Annotated in this window: 20 protein-coding genes; 12 read left to right on the forward strand and 8 right to left on the reverse strand. The window is 66.7% G+C overall.

From position 1 onward, the window contains the following. Positions 1-15: 15 nt before the first annotated feature. The 4 genes from ACXJKJ_RS15035 to ACXJKJ_RS15050 are packed head-to-tail and all read right to left on the reverse strand — an operon-like array spanning position 16 to position 5,405. The gene (locus ACXJKJ_RS15035; protein WP_457390731.1) at positions 16-1,548 is read right to left on the reverse strand and encodes a tryptophan halogenase family protein; all 1,533 of its coding nucleotides are present in this window, start codon (positions 1,546-1,548) and stop codon (positions 16-18) included. A gap of 41 nt (positions 1,549-1,589) precedes the next feature. Further along, complete coding sequence (locus ACXJKJ_RS15040; protein WP_457390733.1) at positions 1,590-3,080, reverse strand: tryptophan halogenase family protein; 1,491 nt, start codon at positions 3,078-3,080, stop codon at positions 1,590-1,592. Between the two features lie 2 nt (positions 3,081-3,082). Next, on the reverse strand, positions 3,083-4,468 hold the full coding sequence (locus tag ACXJKJ_RS15045; protein ID WP_457390735.1) for a GH1 family beta-glucosidase: 1,386 nt from the start codon (positions 4,466-4,468) through the stop codon (positions 3,083-3,085). 13 nt (positions 4,469-4,481) lie between these two features. Further along, positions 4,482-5,405: a PfkB family carbohydrate kinase gene (locus ACXJKJ_RS15050; protein WP_457390737.1), complete on the reverse strand. Its 924-nt coding sequence runs from the start codon at positions 5,403-5,405 to the stop codon at positions 4,482-4,484. A gap of 181 nt (positions 5,406-5,586) precedes the next feature. Here ACXJKJ_RS15050 and ACXJKJ_RS15055 point away from each other — a divergent pair, with 181 nt between their 5' ends. From ACXJKJ_RS15055 to ACXJKJ_RS15065, 3 genes are all read left to right on the forward strand, one after another. Further along, positions 5,587-6,633: a LacI family DNA-binding transcriptional regulator gene (locus ACXJKJ_RS15055; RefSeq protein ID WP_457390739.1), complete on the forward strand. Its 1,047-nt coding sequence runs from the start codon at positions 5,587-5,589 to the stop codon at positions 6,631-6,633. Positions 6,634-6,742: 109 nt separating this feature from the next. Further along, the gene (locus ACXJKJ_RS15060; protein ID WP_457390741.1) at positions 6,743-8,218 is read left to right on the forward strand and encodes an MFS transporter; all 1,476 of its coding nucleotides are present in this window, start codon (positions 6,743-6,745) and stop codon (positions 8,216-8,218) included. A gap of 20 nt (positions 8,219-8,238) precedes the next feature. Further along, complete coding sequence (locus ACXJKJ_RS15065; RefSeq protein ID WP_457390743.1) at positions 8,239-9,450, forward strand: glycoside hydrolase family 27 protein; 1,212 nt, start codon at positions 8,239-8,241, stop codon at positions 9,448-9,450. Here ACXJKJ_RS15065 and ACXJKJ_RS15070 read toward each other — a convergent pair. Then, positions 9,434-10,291: a LysR family transcriptional regulator gene (locus tag ACXJKJ_RS15070; RefSeq protein ID WP_457390745.1), complete on the reverse strand. Its 858-nt coding sequence runs from the start codon at positions 10,289-10,291 to the stop codon at positions 9,434-9,436. The genes ACXJKJ_RS15065 and ACXJKJ_RS15070 overlap by 17 nt on opposite strands. A 174-nt stretch (positions 10,292-10,465) precedes the next feature. Here ACXJKJ_RS15070 and ACXJKJ_RS15075 point away from each other — a divergent pair, with 174 nt between their 5' ends. Beyond that, complete coding sequence (locus ACXJKJ_RS15075) at positions 10,466-11,299, forward strand: DMT family transporter (RefSeq protein WP_457390762.1); 834 nt, start codon at positions 10,466-10,468, stop codon at positions 11,297-11,299. On the opposite strand, the gene ACXJKJ_RS15080 is transcribed toward ACXJKJ_RS15075, so the two are convergent. Further along, complete coding sequence (locus ACXJKJ_RS15080) at positions 11,296-12,165, reverse strand: SDR family oxidoreductase (protein WP_457390747.1); 870 nt, start codon at positions 12,163-12,165, stop codon at positions 11,296-11,298. The genes ACXJKJ_RS15075 and ACXJKJ_RS15080 overlap by 4 nt on opposite strands. 141 nt (positions 12,166-12,306) lie before the next feature. Here ACXJKJ_RS15080 and ACXJKJ_RS15085 point away from each other — a divergent pair, with 141 nt between their 5' ends. Next, positions 12,307-13,215, forward strand: a complete 909-nt coding sequence (locus ACXJKJ_RS15085; RefSeq protein ID WP_457390749.1) for a LysR family transcriptional regulator — start codon at positions 12,307-12,309, stop codon at positions 13,213-13,215. Between the two features lie 77 nt (positions 13,216-13,292). On the opposite strand, the gene ACXJKJ_RS15090 is transcribed toward ACXJKJ_RS15085, so the two are convergent. Beyond that, positions 13,293-15,995 (reverse strand): TonB-dependent receptor, encoded by a 2,703-nt coding sequence (locus ACXJKJ_RS15090; RefSeq protein WP_457353692.1) that lies wholly within the window; start codon positions 15,993-15,995, stop codon positions 13,293-13,295. Positions 15,996-16,141: 146 nt separating this feature from the next. Between ACXJKJ_RS15090 and ACXJKJ_RS15095 the strand changes: the two genes are divergently transcribed. Further along, positions 16,142-16,306, forward strand: a complete 165-nt coding sequence (locus tag ACXJKJ_RS15095; protein WP_457353690.1) for a hypothetical protein — start codon at positions 16,142-16,144, stop codon at positions 16,304-16,306. Between the two features lie 169 nt (positions 16,307-16,475). Here ACXJKJ_RS15095 and ACXJKJ_RS15100 read toward each other — a convergent pair whose 3' ends face one another. Next, a complete protein-coding gene (locus ACXJKJ_RS15100; protein ID WP_056203845.1) occupies positions 16,476-17,201 on the reverse strand; it encodes an IclR family transcriptional regulator in 726 nt (241 codons plus the stop codon). Between the two features lie 69 nt (positions 17,202-17,270). Between ACXJKJ_RS15100 and ACXJKJ_RS15105 the strand changes: the two genes are divergently transcribed. The 6 genes from ACXJKJ_RS15105 to ACXJKJ_RS15130 all read left to right on the forward strand — a co-directional run bounded on the left by ACXJKJ_RS15105 (position 17,271) and on the right by ACXJKJ_RS15130 (position 25,338). After that, on the forward strand, positions 17,271-18,239 hold the full coding sequence (locus ACXJKJ_RS15105; RefSeq protein ID WP_457322270.1) for an MBL fold metallo-hydrolase: 969 nt from the start codon (positions 17,271-17,273) through the stop codon (positions 18,237-18,239). A gap of 6 nt (positions 18,240-18,245) precedes the next feature. Next, complete coding sequence (locus ACXJKJ_RS15110) at positions 18,246-19,826, forward strand: FAD-dependent oxidoreductase (RefSeq protein WP_457322268.1); 1,581 nt, start codon at positions 18,246-18,248, stop codon at positions 19,824-19,826. Further along, positions 19,819-20,019, forward strand: coding sequence for a DUF2783 domain-containing protein (locus tag ACXJKJ_RS15115; protein WP_056203839.1), 201 nt, complete (start codon positions 19,819-19,821; stop codon positions 20,017-20,019). Before ACXJKJ_RS15110 ends, ACXJKJ_RS15115 begins: the two co-directional genes overlap by 8 nt. Next, a complete protein-coding gene (hmgA, locus tag ACXJKJ_RS15120; protein ID WP_457322265.1) occupies positions 20,012-21,304 on the forward strand; it encodes a homogentisate 1,2-dioxygenase in 1,293 nt (430 codons plus the stop codon). Before ACXJKJ_RS15115 ends, hmgA begins: the two co-directional genes overlap by 8 nt. After that, positions 21,301-22,530: a fumarylacetoacetase gene (gene fahA, locus ACXJKJ_RS15125; protein ID WP_457322263.1), complete on the forward strand. Its 1,230-nt coding sequence runs from the start codon at positions 21,301-21,303 to the stop codon at positions 22,528-22,530. Before hmgA ends, fahA begins: the two co-directional genes overlap by 4 nt. 252 nt (positions 22,531-22,782) lie before the next feature. Further along, entirely contained in the window at positions 22,783-25,338 is a 2,556-nt protein-coding gene (locus ACXJKJ_RS15130) for a TonB-dependent receptor (protein WP_457390751.1), read from the forward strand. Positions 25,339-25,404 lie beyond the last annotated feature (66 nt).

Raw genomic sequence — 25,404 nt, forward strand, 5'->3', positions numbered from 1 at the left:
AGCCGTTTCGCGTGATCAGACTGGCATCGCTGGGCAGTAGCGCCGCACGAACTCCGCGTGATCGGGCATCACGGCCACGCATTGCGCGATGGTGTCGGACACGCCCTTGAAGTAGGCGGCCGTTTCCTCGACGCCTTGCAGCTCGGCGAGCGCCAGCCAGCCCTTGGGGCGCAGGTTCTGGCCTTCCATGACCTCCAGCCAACTCGGCTCGCGGAACAGGTCGCCGTCGACATTGGCCAGGCGGCCGCTGGAGGCATACAGCGCCATGCGCCAGCGCAGGGCCTCGGGAATGGCCATGGCCGCGCAGGCCTTCCAGAACTCGCTGTCGTCGCGCTGGTTCAGGTGATAGTGCAGCACGATGAAGTCGCGCACGTATTCGTAGCGCTCGCGGCTCTGGCGGTTGTACTCGGCGATCTCCAGGGCGTCGAAGCCACTGTGGGGGAAGGCCTCGATGAGCTTGGCCACACCCATCTGGATCAGGTGCAGGGCCGTCGACTCCAGCGGCTCGACGAAGCCGGCCGACATGCCGATGGCAACCACATTGCGCCGCCACGCCTCCTCACGCATGCCAGTGCGGAACTTGATGATCCGCGGGTCGGCGAGCGGCTGGCCATCGAGATTCTTCAGCAGCACGCCGGCCGCCTCGTCGTCGCTGACATGGCTGCTGGAATAGACATGGCCGTTGCCGACGCGGTGCTGCAACGGAATGCGCCATTGCCAGCCGGCCCGGTGCGCGGTCGAACGCGTATAGGGCAGCAGCGGGCTCGTGCTCTCGCTGGGCACCGCCACGGCGCGGTCGCAGGGCAGCCAGTGGCTCCAGTCCTCGAAACCGGTGCCGAGGGCCTTCTCGATCAGCAGGCTGGCAAAGCCGGAGCAGTCGAGGAAGAGGTCGCCCTCCACCAGTTCGCCGCTTTCCATCTGCACGGCGCGCACATGGCCTTCGGCTGGCCCCGGTTCTTCATTGAGCAGCACGCGCACGACCTTGCCTTCGGTGCGGCGCACGCCGCGCTGCTCGCTCAGGGCACGCAGGTGCTTCGCGTACAGCGACGCGTCGAAGTGATAGGCATAGCCGAGTGCGGCCATCGGCGAGTTCTGCATGTCCGGCCGCGGCAGCATGAAGCGATTCGCCTTGGCCGCCATGTTGGAGATGACGTAGGCGTCCAGCGGCAGCGCGCGGCCCAGCGCGCGCAGGCGCAGCCAGTATTGCGAGAAGTCCACCGGCCACAGCGCCTCGCGGCCGACGCCGCCGAAGCCGTGGAAATAGCGCTCGCCCTGGCGGCCCCAGTTGACGAATTCGATGCCGAGCTTGAACGTGCCTTGCGTGGCTTTGAGGAACTCCGCCTCGTCGATCTTGGCCAGGCCGTTGAACATGCGGATCGGCGGGATGGTCGCTTCGCCGACGCCGATGATGCCGATTTCGTCGGATTCGACGAGGCGGATTTCATACGGGGGCTTGAGCACCGCACTCAATGCGGCGGCCGACATCCAGCCGGCGGCGCCACCGCCGACGATCACGACCCGCCGCAGCGGCTTGTTCAGGTTTTCCATCGCGCCAGTCTAGGTAGGGGCTTCGGCTCTGAGCATGGGCGCTATCCCGCAGCACCGCTCAAGCGTGCACGCAGAAAGCTGTCGTGGTCAGGCATGCCGGCGGCCAGCGCGGCAATGGCCTGATGGCGCTCAGTGAGATAGCGGGCTGCCAACTCAGCCGGCATCTCGTCCGGCCAAGGGCTGCGGCGCCGCGGCCAGTCGCCCATGCCGGCGTGGATGGCCAGCCAGCTCGCCGTGTCGAAGGCCTCGTTGTCGTAGGCATGCAGGGTGCCGGTCTCGCGCCAGGCATGCAACTTGTAGTCCAGCGACTCGGGCAGCTCCATGCTCGTCAGCGTGCGCCAGAACTCGCTGTCGCGGCGCTCGCTCAGGGCGTAGTGCAGGATGATGAAGTCGCGGATGCGCTGGTACTGGCGCAGCTGCTGCACGTTGAAGCCGACCGCGGCCTGCGCATGGTCGGCCTCGCCGAGCAGCGGGATGAGGCGGCCCAGCGCGTTGTGCACCATGAAGATGGCGGTGGACTCCAGCGGCTCCAGGAAGCCGGCGGCCAGGCCGATGGCGACGACGTTCTTGACCCAGAAGCGCTCGCGGTGGCCGGTGCGAAAGCGCAGCAGCCGCGGCTCGGCCAGCATCGGCGCGTCGAGCTGGGCCAGCAGCTGTTCGCGCGCCCGTCCCTCGTCGATGAAGCGGCTGCTGAACACATGGCCGTTGCCGGTGCGGTCCTGCAGCGGGATGCGCCAGGCCCAGCCGGCCTCCAGCGCCGTCGAGCGCGTGAAGGGCGCGAGATCGCCCGGTGCGCGCTCGGTGGGCACGGCCCAGGCGCGGTCCACTGGCAGCCAGTGGCCGTAGTCAATGAAACGCTGCTCGAGCGTCTGGCCGATCAGCAGGGACGCCAGGCCCGAGCAGTCGATGAAGAGATCGCCCTCGACCTGGCGCCCGTCGGCCAGGTGCAGCGCACGCACGCGGCCGTCCTCGTGGCGCTCCACGCTGACGACGCGGCCTTCGGTACGCCGCGCGCCGCGGCTCTCGGCCAGGCGGCGCAGGAAGGCGGCGTAGAGCGTCGCGTCGAAGTGGTAGGCGTAGGTGTAGCGCGAGGCCAGGCTGTCCTCGCCTTCTGCAGGCCTGCAGAATCGGCCTTGGCGCGCCATCACCGTCGGCAGGCAGAACTCGCCCAGCGGCGTGCCGGGGCCTGTCTGCAGGCGGCGCAGTTGGCCCCACAACRCCATCGGGCCGTCCAGTGGGCCGAAGTCACCGAAGGTGTGGAAGTAGTGCTCGCCGCGCTGCTTCCAGTCGCAGAACTGGATGCCGAGCTTGTAGCTGCCGCGCGTGGCGGCGAGAAACTCAGCCTCGTCAATGCCGAGGATGTCGTTGAAGCTGCGGATCGACGGAAAAGTGGCTTCGCCGACGCCGATGATGCCGATCTCCTCGGACTCGACCAGCTCAACGGCGACGCCGCGCAGCCCCGTCGTCAGTGCGGCGGCCGACATCCAGCCAGCAGAGCCGCCGCCGAGGATGACGACGCGCCGGATATCCATGCTCAACGCGCCGCGGCGCGCTCCTTCAGGAAGTCCGCATACGCCAGCGCACTGCGCTTGAGCGTGCGCTGCTGCGTCTCGAAGTCGACATGCACGAGGCCGAAGCGGCGCTCGTAGCCGAAGGCCCATTCGAAGTTGTCCAGCAGCGACCAGATGAAATAGCCGCGCACGTCCACGCCGTTGTCCATGGCACGTGAGCATGCCGCGAAATGCTGCTTGATGTAGGCCTGGCGTTGCAGGTCGTCGATCTCGCCGGCGCTGACCTGGTCGTCGCTCGACATGCCGTTTTCGGTGATGTAGAGGGGCGGCAGATTGGCGTAGTCGCGCTTGAAGGCTTCGAACAGGTCCTGCAGGCCTTGCGGGTAGACCTCCCAGTCCATCGTCGTGCGCTCGACCTCGGGGCGGCGCACCCAGTCGATGGTGTCGGGGCCCTTGGAGCGCAGCACGGCGCGGCTGTAGAAGTTGATGCCCAGGTAGTCGATGGGCTGCTTGATGAGGTCCATGTCGCCGGGCAGCACCAGGGGCTCGCAGCCTTTCCACAGGCGCCACAGGTCAGCCGGGTACTCGCCCTTGAGCAGCGGGTCCAGCACCCAGCGGTTCTGGTAGGTCTCGAACAGCGAAGCGGCATCGCGGTCTTCGGCTGTGTCGGTGTCGGCATAGCCCGGCGCGCAGTTGGCGACGATGCCGTGCAAAGCCGTCGGGTCGTTGGCGCGCAGGATGGGCAGCGCCAGGCCGTGCCCCAGCAGCAGATGGTGCATGGCCTGGGCGGCCCAGCGGTTGGACTTGAGGCCGGGCGCGTGGTGCCCGTCGCCGTAGCCGAGATAGGCCGAGCACCAGGGCTCGTTGTGCGTCGTCCAGGCCGCCACGCGGCCGCCCCCGAGTTCGCGGCTCATCAGGTCAGCGTATTCGGCAAAGCGGTAGGCCGTCTCGCGGTTCAGCCAGCCACCGCRGTCTTCGAGGTGCTGGGGCAGGTCCCAGTGATACAGCGTGACGAAGGCGCGGATGCCGCGTTCGGCCAAGCCGTCGAGCAGGCGCTTGTAGAAGTCGATGCCCTTCGCATTCGGGCGGCCGGCCTCGTCCATCACGCGCGGCCAGGCGATGGAGAAGCGGTAGGCGTCCACACCCAGGCGCTGCAGGATGTCCAGGTCTTCTTCAAAGCGGTGGTAGTGGTCGCAGGCCACGTCGCCGTTCTCGCCGCGCAGCACCTTGCCGGGAGTCGCGCAAAAGCGGTCCCAGATGGATTCGAGGCGGCCGTCCTCGTGTGCGGCGCCTTCGATCTGGTACGACGAGGTGCCGGCGCCGAATATGAAGCCGGGGCGGCGCATGGCCGAGCCGGCGGGCGGCGCGACGAGGTCGGCCAGGGAGGTGGGAGGCGGGGTCAGGTCCATGTCGGGCAGTCGTTCAGGCAGAGGTCGGCAGCGCATGCAGGGCGGTGCGCCAGGGTTGCAGGGCAAGGGGTTCGGCGGGCAGCGGGCCGCGCACGCCACAGATGAAGGAGGCGTAGCGATTGGCCAGGGCCAGCGTGGCGGGCAGGTCACGGCCCAGCGACAGGCCGGCCAGCAGCAGGGCGGTGAAAGCATCGCCGGCGCCGACGGTGTCGACCATGTGCGGCTGGGTGACGCCAGCACCCTGCGCCAGCAGCAGGCCGCCCGGCGCGTAGAAGCGCCAGCCTCTGGCGCCGCAGGTCAGCACCAGGCGTTGCAGCGCAAAGCGTGCCATCAATGCGCTGGCCCGGCCGGCGTCGTCGGGCGCGGCGGCATCGAACCAGCCGGCCAACTGGGCCAGTTCCTCGTCGTTGACCTTGACCCAATCGGCCAGCATCAGCGACTCGGCGGCCAGCAGCCGAGTCTCGTTGCCTGCACGTAGGTTCAAGTCCAGGAAGCGCGTGCCGGTGAAAGGCTTGAGGAGGGCGCGCAGAGCCGCGCGCGAGGCGGGCTGGCGTTGGGCCAGGCTGCCGAAGTAGAGCCACGCTGGCGCCGTTTCAGCGAGGTGAGGGCGGGCGGCCGCGGCGTCGATATGGTCCCAGGCGGCGTCGCCATGAATCTCGAAGTGGTGGCCTCCGGCGTCCTCGTGCACGCTGACGCGGCCGGTGGCGTGCTGCGGATCGCGCTGCACGCCGGCGCTGTCCAGGCCGTAGCGGCGCGCACTGTCGAGCACGAGGCGGCCGTTGTCATCGTCCGCGCCGACGCGGCTGATGAACAGGGCCGGCGCGCCCATGGCGGCGAGCGAGCGCGCCACGTTGAAGGGCGCGCCACCCGCGACGGGTCCGTCATGGAATTCGTCGACCAGGGCTTCGCCGAGGACGGCGATGGGGCAGGGGAGCATGTCGGCGGCGCTTGGCGCGCTTCGTCGGTGGTTCGGAAATATTCTATGCAACAGCGATTGTTTAGTGAACAATATCCAGCCTAGGTTTTGCCCCCGGTATAGGGTGTACCCGGGGCCGCTGGGGTGCCGATGCACAATCGCGCCCGATGCGACGTGCTAAACAACAGCGGGAGCTCGGGTGATGGCCGACAAGGGAGTGACGATTCGCGAATTGGCCGAGGCCGCGGGCGTGTCCATCGGCACGGTGTCGCGCGCGCTGAAGGGCCAGCCCGGCCTGTCGGAGCAGACCCGCGCCCAGGTGCTCGGCGTGGCCCAGCAGATGGGTTATGACGTCGGCAAGCTGCGCACCGGCAAGCCACGCCGCATGCTCTTCCTGTACAGCCGCAGCCTCGGCTCGCTGGCCAACAACCCCTTCTATTCCTATGTGCTGCACGGCGCCGAGACGGCCTGCCGCGAGGCAGGCGTGCCGCTGAGCATCATGTCGGTGCTGGCAGGTGACGACGTGGCCGGCCAGGTACGCCGCCATGAGGCCGAGGCGCTGCTGGGTGCAGGCTATTTCGACCCGGAGGCCATGGAATCCATTCGCCGCTGCGAGCTGCCGCTGGTGCTCGTGGACCACTTCTACCCGGGCGTGCGTTGCGTCAATGACGACAACCAGCTCGGCGCCTGGCTGGCGACTCGCCACCTGCTGGAAGGCAGTTCCCAGCGCATCGCTGCCATCTTCGGGCCGCTGGCGCATTACTCGACGTCGCTGCGCGCCAAGGGCTTCCGCCGCGCCTTGTTCGAGGCCGGCCGCCTATTTGACCCCGACTACGAAGTCACGCTGGACCCGGCGCTGGAATATGGCGACGCCGGCCGCGATGCAATGAGCCGCCTGCTGACCCTGCCCAACCCCCCGGACGCGGTCTTTGCCTACAACGACTCGACGGCCATGTTCGCCATCGAGGTCTGCCTTGAGCGTGGCCTGCGGGTGCCCGAGGACATCCGCTTCATCGGCTACGACGACATCGAGGAGGCTGCCCGCAACAAGCCGCCCCTGTCCACTGTGAAGATGGACAAGGAGGCACTTGGCAACGTCGCCGCGCGGGCGCTCATCGAGGGCGATGTCGCGCCCAATGACGCGTCGCTGCCGGTGGAGCTGGTCGTGCGCGAGAGTTCCCGTTTCGTCGCGGCGCCTGAAGCTGAGGCCGCGCCGCGCAAGGCCAGGCGCAAGACCGCAGCTGTCTAGGTGGCTGCCTAGGTAGTTGCACCGCCTTTCGTTCGTGCGATCAACGAACGAAAATAGGACTGTTTACTAAAAATACCGCCTCGCTCAGCGCCAGGCGAAGGAGACAGTCTTGATCGCCGATCCCGAAGGGGCCGCCATGCCGCCCGTGCAGCGCCCGACCGCCTCCGTGCCGCCAGCGCCAACACTTGCGGCCGACCGCGTGCCCGCGCGGCAGAAGATCGGCTTCGGCCTGGGCTCCTTCCTCGACATGTGGGGCCACTGGCTGTACCAGTCGCTGGCCTTTCACGTCTTCAACATCTTCCTCGGCGTGGCGCCGGGGCTGATCTCCACGGTCATCTTCCTGAAGATCGCGGTCGATGCCGTTTCGGACGCGCTGTTCGGCTGGCTCTCCGACAACGCCCGCACGCGCTGGGGGCGCCGCCGCCCCTTCATCCTGGTGGGCGGCATCCTCGCCGGCATCGGCCTGCCGCTGATGTTCGCCGTCGGCCGCGGTTGGAGCGACAACGAGTACTTCATCTTCATGCTGGTCTCGACCTGCCTGTACGTGCCGGTCATGAGCTGCTTCAACATGCCCTGGAACAGCCTGGGCGCCGAGATGACGCCCGACTACCACGAGCGCACGCGCGTGATGTCATGGAAGAACGCGATCCAGAAGCTCCCCGAGCTGGCGATGTTCGTGGCGGCCCAGTTCACGACGCTGGCCTTCTTCAATGATGCGAAGGGCAATCCGGACATCCTGCTGGGTGCCCAGGTCTACACCAGCATCCTCGGCGGCATCATGGTGGTGGTCTCCATTGCCATTTTCCTGCTGACCCGCGAACGCTACTACCAGAAGGTCGTGGCGCAGACCCGGCAGCGCGTGCCCTTCAAGGACACCCTGTACCGCACACTGAAGAACAAGCCCTTCCGCCAGATGCTGGGCACGATGATGGCCTACAACATGGCCACCTCCATGGTGGGCATGCTGGGCTACTACGCCACCGTCTACTACGTCTGCGCCGGCAACGTCGTTGAAGCCACCAAGTGGAACTCGATGATGGGCATCGCCGGTCTGGTCTGCGGCCTCGTTGGCATCGCCTTCGCCGGGTGGGTGGCCAGGCACTGGGGCAAGCGCAATGCGCTGATGACGGTGCTGGTGCTGGGCATCCTCGCCTTCGTCGGCGACTGGTTCTTCTACAACCCGCAGCTGCCCTGGCTGCAGTTGTTTGCCAGCGGCGGCGTGGCCTTCGTCGGTGCCGGGTTCTGGACGATCTACGGCTCGGCGATGGCCGACGTCATCGACCATGACGAGCTCGGCAGCCGACAGCGCCGCGAGGGTTCGTTCGCCGCCTGCGGCTCCTGGATCTCCAAGGTCGGCCTCGCCTTGGGCAACGGCGCCTCCGGCTGGGTGCTGATGTTCACCGGCTTCAACGCTAAGCTGCCGGTGCAGGGCGAGGATGCGCTGTTCATGATCCGGGTCGCCCTGTCGGGCATTCCCATCCTCGGGCTGCTTATCGCCCTCTACATCGTGTCCCGCTACTTCCTGACCGAGCGGCGCATGAACGAGATCCGCGCCGAGCTGGAAGCGCGCCGCGGCACCGTCTGACTTTTTTCGGAGTTTTCCCCATGACTTCAACCTGGCTCGGCCGCGCATTGCTGGCCCTGTCGACCTGCGTCTTCATTGCCGGCGCCCCGGCCGCTCCGCACGAGACGCTCAAGCTCGACGCCCCCAAGCCCAATCTCGCGCCTACGCCGCCGATGGGCTGGAACTCCTGGAACAAGTTCGCCTGCAACGTCAGCGAGACGCTGATCCGCCAGCAGGCCGACGCGATGGTCGCCTCCGGCATGAAAGACGCGGGCTACCGCTACATCGTCATCGACGACTGCTGGCAGAAGAGCCGCGACGCGGACGGCAACATCCAGGCCGACCCCGAGCGCTTCCCATCGGGCATCAAGGCACTGGCCGACTACGTTCATTCCAAGGGCCTGAAGTTCGGCCTTTATTCCGATGCCGGCGCCGCAACCTGCGGTGGCCGCCCCGGCAGCGCTGGCCACGAGTTCCAGGATGCGCGCCAGTATGCGAAGTGGGGCGTGGACTGGCTGAAATACGACTGGTGCTACACCGGCCCGCGCACCCCCGAAGCGGCCTACACCATCATGGCCAAGGCGCTGCGCGAATCGGGCCGTGACATCGTGCTGTCCATCTGCGAATGGGGCGGCAGCCAGCCCGGCCGCTGGGCCCATCCCGTCGGCCATCTGTGGCGCACCACGGGCGACATCTGGGATGCCTGGAAGGGCAAGAAGGAGTGGTCGCACGGCCTGCTGGACATCATCGACATGAATGCCGACCTGTGGGCCGACGCCGCGCCCAACGGCTGGAACGACCCTGACATGCTCGAGGTCGGCAACGGCGGCATGACGACGACGGAGTACGAGAGCCACTTCTCGATCTGGGCCATGCTGGCCGCGCCGCTGGTGGCGGGCAACGACATGGCGAAGATGGATGCGGACACCCGCCGCATCCTGACCAATGCCGAAGTCATCAAGGTTGACCAGGACCCGCTGGGCCGGCAGGGCCGTCGCGTCTGGCGCCAGGGCAACCTGGAGGTCTGGGTGCGCACGCTGGCCGGTGGCGAACGTGCGGCCGTGCTGTTCAACCGCGGCGAAACGGCGGCCGACATCAAGGTGACGTGGGAGCAGCTGGACCTCGCGCCGCGCATCAAGGCTGAGGTCCACGACCTGTGGTCGGGCAAGAAGACCCGCGGCGTCTCGGGCGAGGTCGGCGGCAGCGTGAAGCCTCACGGCGTGATGATGGTGCGTATCAGCCCGACACCCTGAGCGTCTCGATCAGCATCCGCCGCAGGCTGTCCACCGCCTTGTTGCCCTTGGACGTCTTGCTGCGGTAGACGGCTACCTGCATCGGCTCCAGCGGTCCCAGGCCCTGTTCGGCGCCCAGAAGTTGCAGATGCGCCGGCGCGCTGCACTGCGTCAGCACGGCCACGGCCAGGCCGCTCTCGACGGCTGCGATCTGCCCTGCCAGGCTGGAGCTGTTGTAGACGATCTTGTAGGGCCGGCCCTGCAGGGCGAGGGCGTTGATGGCGCTGCGCCGGCCCAGGCTGGCCTCCTCGTAGACTGCAATGGGCAGCGGGTCGCGCCGCCAGATCTCAAACTGCGGGGAGCCGACCCAGACCATGGGCTCGTGGAAGAGCAGGGTGCCGCGCCGTGCGTGGTCGCGCGAAACCAGGGCCAGGTCGAGATCGCCACGCGCCACGCGCGGGATCAGCGAGGTCGACTGCTCGCAGTCCAGCTGAATCTCAACGCCGCCATGGCGCGGCGCAAAGCGCTTGAGGACCGGTGTCAGGTATCTGCGGGCGTAGTCATCCGGTACGCCCAGGCGCACGACACCTGAGACATCGTCCTCGCGCAGCGCCGCCTGGGCCTCGGCCTGAAGGTCCAGTATGCGTCGCGCATAGCCCAGCAGGGTCTGGCCCTCATGCGTCAGTTCCAACTGGCGCGCATCGCGCCGAAGCAGGCGGTGGCCGACGGCCGCCTCCAGCTTCTTGAGCTGCATGCTGACGGCTGACTGCGAGCGGTGGATCTCGGCCGCGGCGCTGGACAGGGAGCCAGCGTCGACGGTAGCCACAAAGCATTTCAGCCAGTCGATCTGCAGATCGCGCATGAATTCGAAAAGCGGATGATTTGGAAGCGAATTATGTGCTTTTCGGATTCGCGGCCGACCGGCACATTGGCGGCCATGAAGTACCTCAATCCCGCCCCAACCGCATTACCCGCCAAGCTTGCCCGGCCGCCCGGCATCACGGCCGGCCCGCTCGACGCCCGCGCCGGCGGCGTCATGCTCCTGCTGTGCTGCCTCTGGGGCCTGCAGCAGGTGTCGCTGAAGGCGGTGACGGCGCAGGCCGGCCCGATGCTGATGATCGGCCTGCGCTCCGGCATCGCCCTGTTGCTGCTCGCCGGTCTGATGCGCTGGCGCGGCGAGGCGCTGGATCGCCGCCGCTGGGCAGCCGGTGCCGCGGCGGGCTCGCTGTTCGCGCTGGAATTCCTGCTCGTGGCCCTGGCGCTGCAGTTGACCCAGGCTTCCCACGTCGTCGTCTTCCTCTACACCTCGCCGCTGTTCACGGCCCTGGGCCTGCATTGGCGGCTGCCGGCCGAGCGCCTCGACCGGCGTCGCTGGGCGGGCATAGGCCTGGCATTCGGAGGCATCGCGCTGGCTTTCCTGCGCGGCGGTCTGGCCCCTGACGGCTCTGCGCTGCTGGGAGATCTGCTCGCGGTGCTGGCCGGCCTGGCCATGGGCGCTACGACGGTCACCATCCGGTGTACGCGCTTGGCCGCCGCACCGGCGACCGAGACGCTGTGCTACCAGCTGCTCGGCGCCTTCGTGCTGCTGCTGCCGGGTGCCTGGGCGACGGGTCAGTGGCGCTTCGAGCCGACTGCCGCCGTCTGGGCCCACCTCGCCTTCCAGAGCCTGGTCGTGTCCTTCGTCAGCTTCCTGGCCTGGTTCTGGTTGCTGCGTCGCTACCTAGCCTCGCGCCTGGGCGCCTTCACCTTTATGACGCCACTGTTTGGCGTGCTGCTGGGTGTCTGGTTGCTGGGCGAGGCGTTGTCGCCCAGTTTCGTGGCCGGCAGCCTGCTGGTGCTGGCCGGCGTCGCCCTGGCTAGCAAGCCTTAGGTCGCCACCCGCTCGGCCACGAAGGCCTGGTAGGTCCGCAGCGGGCGGCCCAGCATCTTCTCCAGCGTGCGCGTTGCGCCGGCGGCCGGAATCTGCCCGAGCTGCTGGATGCGGCTCATCATCAGGCGCAGGTCGTAGGCCATCCAGGCGGGCACATGCTGCGCGGCCAGTTGTGCCTCGAAGGCCTGCACGTCGTCGCCGCCGTAGCGGATCTCGCGATTCAGCGCCTGGGCCCAGACGGCGGCAGCCGCCTGGCCGGTGAAGACCTCGTTGCCGGCCACTTCCAGCGTCAGGCGGGGCAGGGGTTCCGGCGACCGGTCGCGACGCAGCAGCTCGGCCACGGCGATGTCGGCGATGTCGCGCACGTCCACCATCGCGCAGCCCTTGGCGCCGATGGGCATGGGGAAGACGCCGTAGCCTTCGATGACGGACTGGATGGCGGCATCGTTCTGCATGAAATAGGCCGGGCGCAGGATGGTCGCCGGCAGATCCAGGCTTTCGATCATGCGCTCCACGGTGTGCTTGCCGGTGAAGTGGGGCACATCGGTGTAGAGGTCGGCGTGGATGACCGACAGATAGACGATGCGCTGAATGCCCGCTTCGCGCGCGACGCTGAGGGCCTGCAGCGACTGCGTGACCTCGTCGGGGGCGAGGGCGTTCAGCAGGAACAGCGTGCGCACGCCGCTCATCGCCAGGCGCAGGGAGTTCACGTCGCCGAGGTCGGCGACGACGCCGTCGACGCCGGCGGGCAGGGACAGGGTGCCGGTGCGGCGGACCATCGCCTTGACCTGGGCGCCTTGCTTGGCCAGGCCTTGGACGAMGAGGGAACCGACGGTGCCGGTGGAACCGATGACGAGGATGCTCATGATGGACTCTCTTGAAAGCTGATTAAGGGGAAGGACCAAGGCCAGGCGATTTGTTTCGCTGGCTTGGACGAAAGATAGGCCGTTGCAATCCATAAACACAGACGCCAAAATCAGGACAATGTGTCTTTGAATTGAGACGATATGGACCTGAACGCCCTGACCGACTTCAACCTCGTGGCCACGCACGGTGGCTTTGGCCGAGCCAGCCGGGCCAGCCGGCGCTCCAAGGCCACGCTGTCCAGGCGCGTGGCGGACCTGGAGGAGCAACTGGGCGTGCGCCTCATCGAGCGCGGCGGCAAGGGACTGGAGCTGACCGAGGCCGGCCAGCTGCTGCTCAGCCGTACCGAAGGGCCCATGCACGAGGTGGCCGATGCGATCGGCGCGGCGCGGGAAGGCAGCGGCAAGGTGGCCGGGCGCCTGCGCGTGGCGGCACCCATCCTGTTTTCACAGCTGGCGATGGGGCGGCTGTGCGCGGAGTTCCGCGGGCTCTATCCCGACGTCACTCTGGAGGTGGTGGCGGAAGACCGCGTGGTGGATCTCGTCGACGAGCAGTTCGACGTCGCCATCCGCCCCAACCCGCGGGTGGACACGGCGCTGGTGGGCCGCTGTTTTGCGAAGGACCGCCTCGTGGTCGTCGCCGCGCCGTCCATCGCCAGGCCCGCGCCTGGCGCTGCGGCCGTGCGCGTGCCCGCCGTCGTCAGCGCCTATCGGGACGGCGAGACCTGGTCTGTCGACGAGGGCCGCCTGCTGATCGAGCCCGTGCCGGTGCTCAGGCTCTCGTCGATGCTGATGCTCAGGGACGCCGCGCTGGCCGGCGCCGGTGCCGCGCTGGTGCCGCGGTCCATCGTCGGGCAGCAAGTCGATGACGGCGAACTGGTGCAGTGGGGCAGCCTGGATGGCAAAGAGGTCGAGCTGTGGGTGCTGCACACCTCCCGGCGCCTGGCCAGCCCGAAGGTGAAGGCCTTCGTGGACTTCATGAGCACCCGCTTTCCGGAGGGTGCGCTGGTGCTCCCGCTCAGGACCTCAAGTCAAAGCAGGTCGCCGCTGTAGCGGTCGGCCTTGGCCACGACAAAGAAAAAGCCGCTCAGGCAAGCTGAGCGGCTTTCGGGGCTGAGCCCGTTGGGAGCTTAGAACGAGTAGGTGCCGCGCACGTAGTAGGTGCGGCCCGCTGCGTTTGCGTAGCGCGAATCCCAGCCGCCAGACTGGAACAGGTCGGCCTGGTTGGTGAACGGCGGGTCGCGGTCGAACAGGTTGCGAACGCCCAGCACCAGGGAAGCGCCCTTGATCGGCGACCAGCTGCCGTACAGGTCGGTCGTCGTGAACGCCGAGACGTGGTTGGTCGGCGTGAAGTCCACGTAGCCGGACTTGTAGTGCACCGCCGTACCCAGAGCGAAGCTGCTGTAGGCCCAGTTGGCCGTCAGGTTGTGCTGCCACTTGAAGATCGGGCCGGCACCGGAGTAGATGCCAACGTTCTGGTTCCACGGGCCCGACGGGTAGTCCTGGTACTCGTACTTGTTGACGAAGGTGCTGTTCAACGCGAAGTCGAACTGGCCGACGTTGGAACGCAGGCGGTACTGGGCGCTCAGGTCGATACCGTTGGTGTTGGTGCCGCCCAGGTTCTGGTTCAGCTGTTCAACGTAACCGCACTTCGGACCCGGGCAGTTGCTGGTGATGGACAGCAGGTTGCCGGGCTGGGCGAAGTGGAAGTACTGCTGCCACTGCGTGTAGTTCTGGAACAGCGTCGACTGCGGCAGCACGGCGATCGCGTTCTTGATCTTGATCGCCCAGAAATCGATGCCCAGGCTCAGGTCGGCCATGGGTTCGAACACGGCGCCCAGGGTGTAGTTCTTGGCCTTCTCAGGCTTCAGGTTGGGGTTGCCGCCGTTCTGGACCTGGAACTGACCATTGCAGTTGGCCTGCGATGCGCCGGGGATGGGGGTGCCGCCCGGGCAGTTGATCGGGTTGTTGAAGTTGCCGGCCGTGTTGGTGAACGAAGTCGAGCTATAGAGCTCGAACAGCGTCGGTGCGCGGAAACCCGTCGATGCCGAGCCGCGGAACAGCATTTCCTTGCTGGGCTGGAAGCGGAACGACAGCTTGGGATTGGTGCTGTCGCCGAAGTCGCTGTACTTGTCGTAGCGCACCGAGCCGGTCAGCTCAAGCATCTTGTTCACCGGCACGTTGACTTCGGTGTACAGGGCGCCGACCTTGCGCGTGCCCTTGGAAGTCGCCTCCGGATCGACGCCGGTCGACGCCGAGACGAGTTGGGCAAATTCCTTGACCGGGTGGGAATCGAAGTTTTCCTTGCGGTACTCGCCACCCACGGCGATCTGCGCCGGGCGGCCAGCGCCCAACCAGTCACCCAGTTCGCGGCTCGCCGTGATCTTGAAGATGTTGACCTTGCCGGTGGCGGTCTGCAGCTTGCCGTTCAGGGCCGCCTTTTCCAGCAGGGCGGTACCGGCGGCGCTCTGGGCGCCGAAGGGGTTGATGACGCCTTCGAGCAGGCCTTCACCGATCATGTCGCCGTCGCCGTAGCCACCCGTGAGGTTCTGGTCGACCGTGTTCTTGTTGGCCGAGAACTTGACCGAGTAGTCCCAGTTGAGGGCGTTACCCTCGGCCGACAGCACGATGCGGCTTTGCTTGTTCTCGTTCATCTGGGCGCGCGAACCGTTGGGGAAGTCGCGCCAGAAGACGTAGGCGAAGCCCGGCTGCACGGCCACCGGGTTGGCGAAGGCAGCAGAGGGGTTGAAGATGGTAAGGCCGGCCGTGCCGTCATCGAAGGTCGGGTCGATGTGCGCCGTGGGGAAATAGGGGTTCTTTTGACCATTGGGCATGGTCGGGTTCATGTAATAGCCGCCGTAGGGCACGGGGGCGATGCGCGTCGTGACCCGGTTGCGGGTCAGGAAGCCTTCTGCACCCAGTTCCAGCGAATCATTGACGCGCAGCGTGCCCTTGAGCATGCCGGACGCCGTGTCCGACTTGGGCGCGAAGTCGACGAAGTTGGGCGTGACGATCTTGCACTGCGTGCCGCCAGCAATCGGGATCAGGGCGGTGCCCGCGCAGGCCGGAGCGGCCGGGTTGTAGAGCGCGCTGAAATCCTGGGTGTAGTTGGCGGGATCGGTGCTGTTGGACAGGCCGCCGACGATGCGCTTGTTGAAGTCGCGCTCGTTGCCGGCGATCGGGTCTTCCTTCTTCATGCTGAGGAAGCCGGAGAGGTTGAAGCCCTGCTTGTCCAGCTCGCCGAAGCCGAAGCCGACGTTGGCGCTCTTGGCGCGGCCACCTGCATGCTTGGGCCTGTCATAGCCCAGCGTGATGGTGCCGCCGTTGTAGCTCTTCTTCGTGATGAAGTTGATCACGCCGCCGATGGCGTCCGTGCCGTACAGGGCCGAGGCGCCGTCGCGCAGCACTTCGATGCGGTCGATCGCAGCGAAGGGGATCATGTTCAGGTCGGGCGCCGAGCCGTCGACCGCGTTGTTGGCGATGCGCTCGCCGTTCAACAGCACCAGGGTCTTGTCGGCACCGATGCCGCGCAGGTCGGCGAAGGATGCGCCGCCGCTGCCCGAGCCGATGGACTGCGCCGCATTGGTCGACTGCTGGACGCCCACCAGGTTGGCCATCACCTGTTCGACGGAGGTCACGCCGGCACTGCGCAGGTCAGCCATCTTGACGATGGTGACAGGCACGCTGGATTCGGCGTCGATGCGCTTGATCGCCGAACCGGTGACGGTCACTCGCTCGATCTGCTGCGGTTCCGCGGGGGCTTGTTGGGCCCAAGCGCTGAGACCGCCGACGGTCATCAGGACCGCGGCGGCGATTTTGGTTTGCTTATGCATCACTGCTCCAGAAAGGAATGGCAAGCGGGTGTGTTGCCAGACGGTTCAGCCAAGAGACAAACCGCCCGATCGGGCGGCGGCTGAAGCAAATTCTCGGAGCGCGCGAAATTCAGACCGGCTTGGGAAAACCCCTAGCCATTCTTCAAATGCAGCTGATGCAGGGCCGTTTTGGAGCGCAAGTCATTGATCGCAATGAGATTTATCGCGCCCCCCAAGCATGCGCGGGTGTGGCTGGAATGCTGCAGTTTGCCAACCAGCAATCCATCTTCACGTTCCGCCATGGTTCGGCAGCATGTGAAGATCAAATGTGACCATCTATCTCTATATTTGATCAGATATGACGTTAAGAGATATGTTTTGAATCACAAGTTGCCAACTGAGTCGAAAGATTCTTGAACTCGTGTTCCAGGTCGCAAAAATAGTTTGCTTGGTTTTCAGCAAAACTTGCTGTCGCCTGCCTGTCGTGGCGGCTGAGATGTTTCATCGGCCCAGGCGCCGTGACAACAGCGCTGCAGCATCCCGCAACGCGGCGGCCAGCGGTGCTTGAAGACTGATGTCCAAGCCGGCAGTGGGCCCGATGGCTGTCAAGGCCAACACCAGGCGCCCGGAGGCGTCGAAGACGGGTGCGGCCGCAGCGCTGACCCCGGCGACGACGCTGTCCCGCGACGTGGCCAGGCCCGCCGCGCGCACGGCGGCGATGACCGCCTCTTCCGGCAGGGTCTGCGCCAGCGCCGCCGCTTCCTCAGTGCGATAGGCCGCGAACAGGCGCCCCGACGCCGTGCCCGCCAGGCTCATCACCGTGCCATGGCGCATGCTGATGTGCACGGGCGTCGGCCCCTCGGCCACGCGCACGATGGTGGGGCCGTGTGTGCCCCAGACGGCAATGGCGACCGTGTGGCCGATCTTTTGGGCCAGTTCCTCGATGACAGGCGTGGCCAGCCTCACGGGGTCGTACTGCTGCAGGCTGATGAGGCCGAGCTGCAGTGCCAGCGGCCCGAGGCCATAGGGCCCGCTGCCGCCCTCCTGTTCCACGAGGCCGAGCTTGATGAAGCTGACGAGGTAGGGATGGGCCTTGGCCGGCGTCATGCCAGCCTCTCGGGCCAGGTCCTTCAATGCCATGGGTCTGCCGCGGTGGGCCAGTGCCAGCAGCAATTGACCACCCACTTCGATGCTCTGGATGCCTCGCGGGGCCTTGGGCTCAACCATGCTGAAAATTCTATATTGGTGAATTGATTTGTAATAGGATAAATTTCGGCTTCGATGTTGGAGACCCGCATGACGACCAAAGCCTTTGCCTCGCAAGCCGACCTGGAAGAGAAAAAGGTCACCTTCGAACGCCTGTCCGAGCACGCCTGGGCCTACACCGCCGAGGGTGACCCCAACACCGGCATCGTCATCGGCCGCGATGCGGTCATGGTGGTGGACACCCAGGCCACGCCCGTCATGGCGGCCGACGTGATCCGTCGCATCCGCGAAGTGACGGCCGCACCGATCAAGTACGTGCTGCTCAGCCACTACCACGCGGTGCGCGTGCTGGGCGCGTCGGCCTTCAAGGCCGAGGGCCTGGAGCAGGTCATTGCCAGCGACGCGACGCTGGCGCTCATCAAGGAGCGCGGCGAGCAGGACAAGGCCAGCGAGATCGGCCGCTTCCCGCGGCTGTTCCGCAACGTCGAGTCCGTGCCGGCAGGGCTGACCTGGCCGACGCTGACGTTCAGCGGCCGGCTCACGCTGGACCTGGGCGGCGTCAAGGTCGAGATGTTCTCGCCCGGCCGCGGCCACACGGCGGGCGACACGGTGGCCTGGCTGCCCGAGGAGCGGGCGCTGTTCAGCGGCGATCTCGTCGAATTCGACGCGACGCCTTACTGCGGCGACGCGCACTTTGCCGACTGGCCGGCAACGCTGGATGCCATCGCCGCGCTCAACGCCAACACCCTCGTGCCAGGGCGTGGACCGGCGTTGAAAGGTGCCGAGCAGGTTGCTGCAGGCTTGTCCGGCACGCGCGCTTTCGTCAGTGAGCTGTTCGCAGCCGTGCAAGCGGGCGTGAATGCCAACGAGGAATTGAAGGCGGTGTACCAGCGCACCCTGGCCGCGCTGCGGCCCAGGTACGGCCATTGGGTCATCTTCGACCACTGCATGCCCTTCGACGTGACCCGCGCCTACGACGAGGCCGGTGGCACATCGCATCCGCGCATCTGGACCGCCGAGCGCGACGTGGAAATGTGGAAGGCCTTGGAAGGGGCCTGACGCGGTATGGATCTGCCGCAGTACCCGTATCACCAGAGTTTGGAGCAGCGCAGCGCCCAGCCGCAGCGCCGCCCGGTCGTTATCGTCGGCGCCGGACCTGTCGGCCTGACGCTGGCGCTCGATCTCGCCAGGCGCGATGTGCCCGTCGTCGTCATCGACGACAGCGACCGCATCGGTGAGGGCTCGCGCGCCGTCTGCTGGGCCAAGAAGACGCTGGAGGTGTTCGACCGTCTCGGCATCGGGGAGGCCATCGCGCGCGAAGGCGTGCGCTGGCAGCGCGGCCGCGTCTTCCACGGCGAGCGCGAGGCGTATGCCTTCGACCTGCTGCCACAGAGCCATCACAAGATGCCGGCGATGGTGAACCTGCAACAGGACGTGGTCGAGGCCAAGCTCGTGCGCGCGGTACAACTGGATGGGCGGATCGAGCTGCGTGGCAAGCATGAGTTGATCGGGCTGGAGCAGGACGAGGCCGGTGTCACGCTGAATGTGCGCACGCCCGACGGCCTGTTCGACATGCGGGCCGACTGGGTCGTTGGCTGCGACGGCGCGCGCAGCCCCACGCGCACGCTGCTGGGCTTGGGCTTTCAAGGACAGGTGTTCGAGGACCGTTTCCTGATCGCCGACGTGCGCCTCGCCCCCGGCGTGCAGCCGCGTGGGCTGGACCCCGCCAAGCCCGAGCGCTGGTTCTGGTTCGATCCGCCTTTCCACCGCGGCCAGTCCGTGCTGCTGCATGCGCAGGCTGATGGCTTGTGGCGCATCGACTTCCAGCTCGGCCGCGATGCGAATGTTGAGGCGGAGCGCGAAACCGAGCGCATCAAGGCTCGCGTTGCCGCCATGCTGGGCACCGACGGTTTCGAGCTGGCTTGGTCATCGATCTACCAATTCTGTTGCCGCCGCGCCGAGCGCTTCCGTGTGGGCCGTGTGCTGCTGGCCGGCGACGCGGCCCACCAGGTCTCTCCCTTTGGCGCGCGCGGCGCCAACAGCGGTGTGCAGGACGCCGACAACCTGGGCTGGAAGCTGGCCGCCGTGCTGAAGGGCGAAGGGGGCGACATGCTGCTGGACGCCTATGAGTTCGAGCGCATCGAGGCGGCGGACGACAACATCGGCCACTCCACGCGCGCGACCGACTTCATCAGCCCCAAGAGCGCGCTCAGCTTGCGGCTGCGCAAGGCGGCGCTGGACCTGGCCGCACGCACCGACTTCGCCAAACCCTTGGTCAACAGCGGCCGTCTGTCCGCGCCGACCGAGCATGTCGACTCGCCGCTGAGCACGCCGGACACCGAGGCCTGGGCGGGTGGCCCTGCACCGGGTTGCCCGGCGCCGGACGCACCGTTGGACGAGGGCTGGCTCAGCGAACTGTTCGGCTCGGAGTTCGTGCTGCTGGCCTTCGGCTGGCCGGTGCCAGCGGCCGGTGTGCGTGTGGTCACGCTGCCGGCTGAGGGCGTTGCGGCCACGCGCTACGGCGCACGGCCCGGCAGCGTTCATCTGATCCGTCCCGACGCCATCGTGGCTGCGCGCTGGCACCGCTTCGATGCCGACGTGCTGCGCGCCGCGCTGGCCCGAGCTCAAGGGAAGCCCGATGCATAAATTGACACTGACCCCAAATTTCGGGGGCGAGGCGGATGTTTTCTACGCCGAGCTCATTGCCGCCCAGGCCGGCCTCACCGACGCCGCCGCGGCCGACTGGCTGGCGCGGCTTGCGTTGATCCTGTGCAACCACATTGGCGACCGTGAGGTGCTTCGGCAAGCCTTCGCGTTGGCGCACGAACACCATGACTGAACTGAGCTCCATGAAGTACCTGACGGGCTTTGGCAACCAGCACACCAGCGAAGCCGTGCCCGGCGCACTGCCCATCGGGCGCAACAGCCCGCAGCGCGCGCCGCACGGGCTGTATGCCGAGCTGCTGTCCGGCAGCGCCTTCACCGCACCGCGGGCCGACAACCAGCGCACCTGGATGTACCGTCGCCGGCCGTCGGTCGTCGTCGGGGGCTACGAGGCGTTGTCGCAGGCGCTCTGGAAAAGCGGTGCGGCGGAGGGCGAATGCGCCTCGCCCGATCCGTTGCGCTGGGGGCCGACGCCCATGCAAGGCGACGGCGACTTCGTCGACGGCCTGCGCAGCTATGCCGTCAACGGCGAGGTCGGCATGACGGGCATGGGTGCCCACGCCTATGTCGCCACGCGCTCCATGGGTCGCCGCGCCCTGGTGAACGCCGATGCCGAGATGCTGCTCGTGCCGCAGCAAGGCCGCCTGCTGGTGACCACCGAACTGGGCCGGCTGGAAGTGGTACCCGGCTCCATCGCGCTGCTGCCGCGCGGCATGGCCTTCAAGGTCGACCCGCTCGACGTGCCCGCCCGCGGCTATGTCTGCGAGAACTTCGGCGCGGCGATGCGGCTGCCCGAACTCGGCCCCATCGGCTCCAACGGCCTCGCCAACGCGCGGGACTTCGAGGCGCCGGTGGCCTGGCATGAGCTGGAGGAGGGCGAATACGAGATCGTCAAGCGCTACGGCGGCAAGCTCTGGCGCGCGAAGCAGGCGCACAGCCCCTTCAACGTCGTGGCCTGGCACGGCAACCTCACTCCCTATCGGTACGACACGTCGCGCTTCATGACGATCAACACCGTCAGCTTCGACCACCCGGACCCCAGCATCTTCACGGTGCTGACCAGCCCCAGCGACACGCCCGGCTGGGCCAATGTCGATTTCGTCATCTTCCCGCCGCGCTGGATGGTGGCCGAGGACACGTTCAGGCCCCCCTGGTACCACCGCAATGTGATGAGCGAGTTCATGGGCCTGGTGCTGGGCCAGTACGACGCCAAGCCCGAGGGCTTCAAGCCCGGTGGCGCCAGCCTGCACAACAGCTATGTGCCGCACGGCCCCGACACCGAGGCCTTCGACAAGGCCAGCGGCGCCGACTTGAAGCCGCACAAGCTGGACGCCACATTGGCCTTCATGTTCGAGACGCGCTGGCCATTGAAGCCCACGAGCTGGGCGCTACGTGACGCGCCGCTGGAGGCGACCTACGCCAACTGCTGGCAAGGTCTGAAAGACGAGTTCAAAGCATGATTGATCACACGCACGACCAAGCCGCTCTCTCCTGGGTCGCCTCGGCCAACGACCCGGCCACCGACTTCCCGCTGCAGAACCTGCCGTTCTGCTCTTTCCGCCGCACCGGCACGTTGGAGCCCTGGCGTGTGGGCGTCGGCATCGGCGACCAGATCCTCGACCTGACCGGCTGGGGCATCACCGATCTCAACGCCCTGATGGCTCGACCCAGCGGCGAGCGCCGCGCGCTTCGCCATCGCCTGTTTGATACCTTGAAGGCCGGCTCGCCTGAACTCGAACTCGTGCCGCAGCCCGAGGCCGAGTACACGTTGCCCTGCCGCATCGGCGACTACACCGATTTCTACACCGGCATCCACCACGCCCGTGCCATCGGCAAGCTGTTCCGCCCGGACAACCCGTTGTTGCCCAACTACCAGTGGGTGCCCATCGGCTATCACGGCCGCAGCTCCTCCATCGTCGTCAGCGGCACGCCGCTGCGCCGGCCCAAGGGCCAGGTCAAGCCACCGGACGCCGAGGTGCCCGTCTTCAAGCCCAGCGCGCGCGTCGACTGCGAACTGGAGCTGGGCCTTTTCGTCGGGCCCGGCAACGCACTGGGCGAACCTTTCGGCATCGATGAAGCGGACGAGCACGCCTTCGGCCTCACGCTGCTCAACGACTGGTCGGCCCGCGACATCCAGCCCTGGGAGTACCAGCCGCTCGGGCCCTTCCTGGCCAAGAACTTCGGCACGACGATCTCGCCGTGGATCGTGACGATGGAGGCGTTGGCGCCCTTCCGCATCCCATTCACGCGGCCCGACGGCGACCCGCAGCCGCTGCCCTATCTCGACTCGCCGGCGCATCGCGCGAACGCGAGCTTCGATATCGAGCTGGAGGTCTGGTTCAAGACACCGGCCATGAGCGAGGCGACACGGCTGTCACGCTCCAACCTGCGCCACGCCTACTGGTCGCTGGCGCAGATGTTGACCCACCATGCGAGCAATGGCTGCAACCTGCAGCCGGGTGATCTGCTGGGCACTGGCACCATCAGCGGGCCTGCGCCGGAAGAGGCTGGCTCGTTGCTGGAGTTGACTGCAGGTGGCAAGCAGCCGATCACGCTGCCCAATGGCGAGACACGCACCTTCGTGCTCGACGGCGACACTCTCGGCCTGCGCGCCTTTGCGGAAAAACCCGGATACCGGCGCATCGGTTTCGGCGCCTGCGACGGGCAAATCACGGCCGCGACCTGACCCTGTCTTGCGCCAACGTAACGTCGGCGCAATGAAGTCCAACAAAGCGCAACGCCTTGCTCCAGGTGTGAGCGCCGCCGCTAGATTGCGGGCACTGGCCAGGGTCTGACGACAAGAGACAACGCAGCCCTGGCCTTCTGAGTTGAGCCCCACCCGATGGCACATCCGCCATGGGCGAGGCCCCTTGTTGTCCAACAAAACTCGTTGCCCAGGAGCACCTACGTGGCCAAGCCTCACTTCAAGCCCCTTCTCTTGCCCCGACTCATCGGCCTGGCACTCGGCGCGACAGCGCTTGGCGCCATGGCCCAGGACGCCGCCCAGCAGCTCGACACCGTCGAGATCCGCGGCGTGCGGGCCACGCTGAAGAAGAACCTCGCCGAGAAGCGCGAGTCGCAGAACATCGTCGACTCCATCAGCGCCGAGGACGTCGGCAAGTTCCCCGACAAGAACGTGGCCGACTCGCTGCAGCGCGTGCCCGGCATCTCGGTGGACCGCATCTGGGGCGAGGGCAAGGCCATCTTCGTGCGCGGCACGGACAAGAACCTCAACATGACGCAGCTCAACGGCCAGGCTGTCGCGTCGTCGGAGTGGTGGCTGAACGAGCCGCAGACGCGCAGCTTCAACTACGACGTGCTGCCGTCGGAGATCGTCGGTAGCCTGGATGTGTTCAAGAGCCCGTCGGCCGACCTGGATGAAGGCAGCATCGGCGGCCTCGTCATCGTCAAGACCCGCAAGCCGCTGGCCTTCAAGGACCAGCTCACGCTGCAGGCCTCCGCCGAGGCCATGTACAGCAAGCTGCCCGGCAAGACCGACCCGCAGGTGTCGGGCCTGTTGAACTGGAAGAGCGACGACAAGACCTTCGGCGTGTTGCTGGCCATCAGCAGCCAGAAGCGCCACATGCGCCGCGACGGCCTGGAGCAGTTCTCCGACGGCAAGTACGACGTGAAGGACCAAAACGGTGCTGTCACCAACGCCTATGCCTCCTGGGGTGGTGGCTCGGCCATCTTCCGCCAGGAGCGCGAACGCACGACGACCAACCTCGCGCTGCAGTTTCAGCCCAACCCGGCCACTGACATCGTCCTGAATCTGATGGATTCGGACATGAAGATGAACAACAACAACCAGAACTACCTCTGGCAGGCCGGCGGCCTGGCGGTGGGCGGCGTCATCAGCGCTGTCGACCCGAAGTTCATCACCGTGGCCGATGGCAGCAAGGCGCTGGTTGGCGGCACGGTCGGTCCCAAGACCGGCGTGTCCTTCGAGCCCATCTATCGCGAGAGCTACATCAAGAGCCGCGTGGCGGACCTGGACGGTACTTACCAAGGCGGCAACTGGCAGCTGCACGGCCAGGTCGGCACCACCAACAGCTCGGGCGGCAGCTCGCATGACCGCCACTTCTGGATGGAGGGCGACACGCGCACGACGATCTCGCTCGGGCCGGATCACTACGGCGTGAAGTACCTCGACATCAACCCGCTCGACCCCAAGGTTTTGACGCTCAAGGCCGGCGACGATCGCATCCGCCGCATGGAGGCCAAGGAGAACTACGCCCAGGGCGACGTGACCTTCGATCTCGACAGTGGCGTCATCAAGGCCGTGAAGCTGGGACTCAAGCTGCGCGACAACACGCTGAAGAACACCCGCATCCAGGGCACCGCCGGCCCAGGCTCCACGGGCTGGCAATCGTTCAGCCTGTCTGACCTGTCCACCGGCCCCTCGCCGCTGCTGAGCCAGGCGGCGGCCACGTCCGACGCGCTGACCCAATACGCCTGGTATGACGACGCGCTGGTTGCGAGCAAGGGCATCCCGATGTTCGACAAGGCCATGACGTACAAGGACGTGCTCAACGAGAACTACCAGATCAAGGAGCGCATCAGCGCCGTCTACGCCAAGGCCGACTATGCGATGGGGCAGTTGCGCGGTGATTTCGGCCTGCGCTTCGTGCGCACGCAGCAGACCTCTGACGGCTACCTCGGCAACGCCAGCGGCGGCTTCTCGCCCACCAGCGTCGGCAACAACTACACCGATGCGCTGCCCAGCCTGAACGTCGTCTACGACCTCAGCAAGCAGCTCATCCTGCGCGGTTCGGTCTCGCGCGCCATGGCCCGCCAGACCTTCGACCTGCTCAGCCCAGGCATGCGTCGCGACGGCACCGTGCTGTCCAAGGGCTATGCCGGCAACCCGCTGCTCAAGCCGGTGCACGCCAACCAGGCCGAGATCGGCGCCGAGTGGTACTACGCCGATGCGGCGCTGATCTCGGGCACCTTCTTCATCAAGAAGCTTGACACCTTCACCTACAAGGCTTCCAAGTCCGAGCAGGTGGGCAGCGAGACCTTGACCATCGAGCGCCCCTACAACGCCGACAACGGCGCCGACATCAAGGGCTTCGAACTGCAGTGGCAGCAGCCCTTCGGCAACACAGGTTTCGGCACCGTCGTGAACTACACCTTCACCGACGCCAAGGCCGGCGCCGTGGCCGGCCAGCCGCGCCTGAAGGTGCTGGGCAACTCGCGTGACCAGTTCAACTTCAGCGGCTACTACGAGCAGGGGCCCATCACGCTGCGCGTCTCGTACAACTACCGCTCCAAGAGCTATGGCAACGTGGAGATGGGCGGCCAGGTCGTCAACAGCGCCTACGGCCAGTGGGATGCGTCGGCCAGCTGGGACGTGACGCCGAAGATCGCGTTGTATGCGAGTGCGGTGAACCTCAACAACGAGGTCATCAAGTCCAACACGGTCGATGGCATCCCGGTGGGCGTGTACGAAAACGGCGCTCGCTACAGCGTCGGCGTGCGAGCCAAGTTCTAAGGTTCGACCTCTGTTGCGGTTCCTGGCGGCGGTGTACACCCACCGCTGCCAGCCCTTGCCTGACGC

Source organism: Roseateles sp. P5_E1 (assembly GCF_054049335.1).

Coding starts and splice junctions, on each gene's coding strand:
- ACXJKJ_RS15035 (WP_457390731.1), bottom strand. CDS start 1,548: ATGGAAAACCTGAACAAGCCGCTGCGGCGGGTCGTGATCGTCGGCGGT.
- ACXJKJ_RS15050 (WP_457390737.1), bottom strand. CDS start 5,405: ATGCTCCCCTGCCCCATCGCCGTCCTCGGCGAAGCCCTGGTCGACGAA.
- ACXJKJ_RS15055 (WP_457390739.1), top strand. CDS start 5,587: ATGGCCGACAAGGGAGTGACGATTCGCGAATTGGCCGAGGCCGCGGGC.
- ACXJKJ_RS15065 (WP_457390743.1), top strand. CDS start 8,239: ATGACTTCAACCTGGCTCGGCCGCGCATTGCTGGCCCTGTCGACCTGC.
- ACXJKJ_RS15070 (WP_457390745.1), bottom strand. CDS start 10,291: ATGCGCGATCTGCAGATCGACTGGCTGAAATGCTTTGTGGCTACCGTC.
- ACXJKJ_RS15075 (WP_457390762.1), top strand. CDS start 10,466: ATGCTCCTGCTGTGCTGCCTCTGGGGCCTGCAGCAGGTGTCGCTGAAG.
- ACXJKJ_RS15085 (WP_457390749.1), top strand. CDS start 12,307: ATGGACCTGAACGCCCTGACCGACTTCAACCTCGTGGCCACGCACGGT.
- ACXJKJ_RS15090 (WP_457353692.1), bottom strand. CDS start 15,995: ATGCATAAGCAAACCAAAATCGCCGCCGCGGTCCTGATGACCGTCGGC.
- ACXJKJ_RS15095 (WP_457353690.1), top strand. CDS start 16,142: ATGCAGCTGATGCAGGGCCGTTTTGGAGCGCAAGTCATTGATCGCAAT.
- ACXJKJ_RS15100 (WP_056203845.1), bottom strand. CDS start 17,201: ATGGTTGAGCCCAAGGCCCCGCGAGGCATCCAGAGCATCGAAGTGGGT.
- ACXJKJ_RS15105 (WP_457322270.1), top strand. CDS start 17,271: ATGACGACCAAAGCCTTTGCCTCGCAAGCCGACCTGGAAGAGAAAAAG.
- ACXJKJ_RS15110 (WP_457322268.1), top strand. CDS start 18,246: ATGGATCTGCCGCAGTACCCGTATCACCAGAGTTTGGAGCAGCGCAGC.
- ACXJKJ_RS15115 (WP_056203839.1), top strand. CDS start 19,819: ATGCATAAATTGACACTGACCCCAAATTTCGGGGGCGAGGCGGATGTT.
- hmgA (WP_457322265.1), top strand. CDS start 20,012: ATGACTGAACTGAGCTCCATGAAGTACCTGACGGGCTTTGGCAACCAG.
- fahA (WP_457322263.1), top strand. CDS start 21,301: ATGATTGATCACACGCACGACCAAGCCGCTCTCTCCTGGGTCGCCTCG.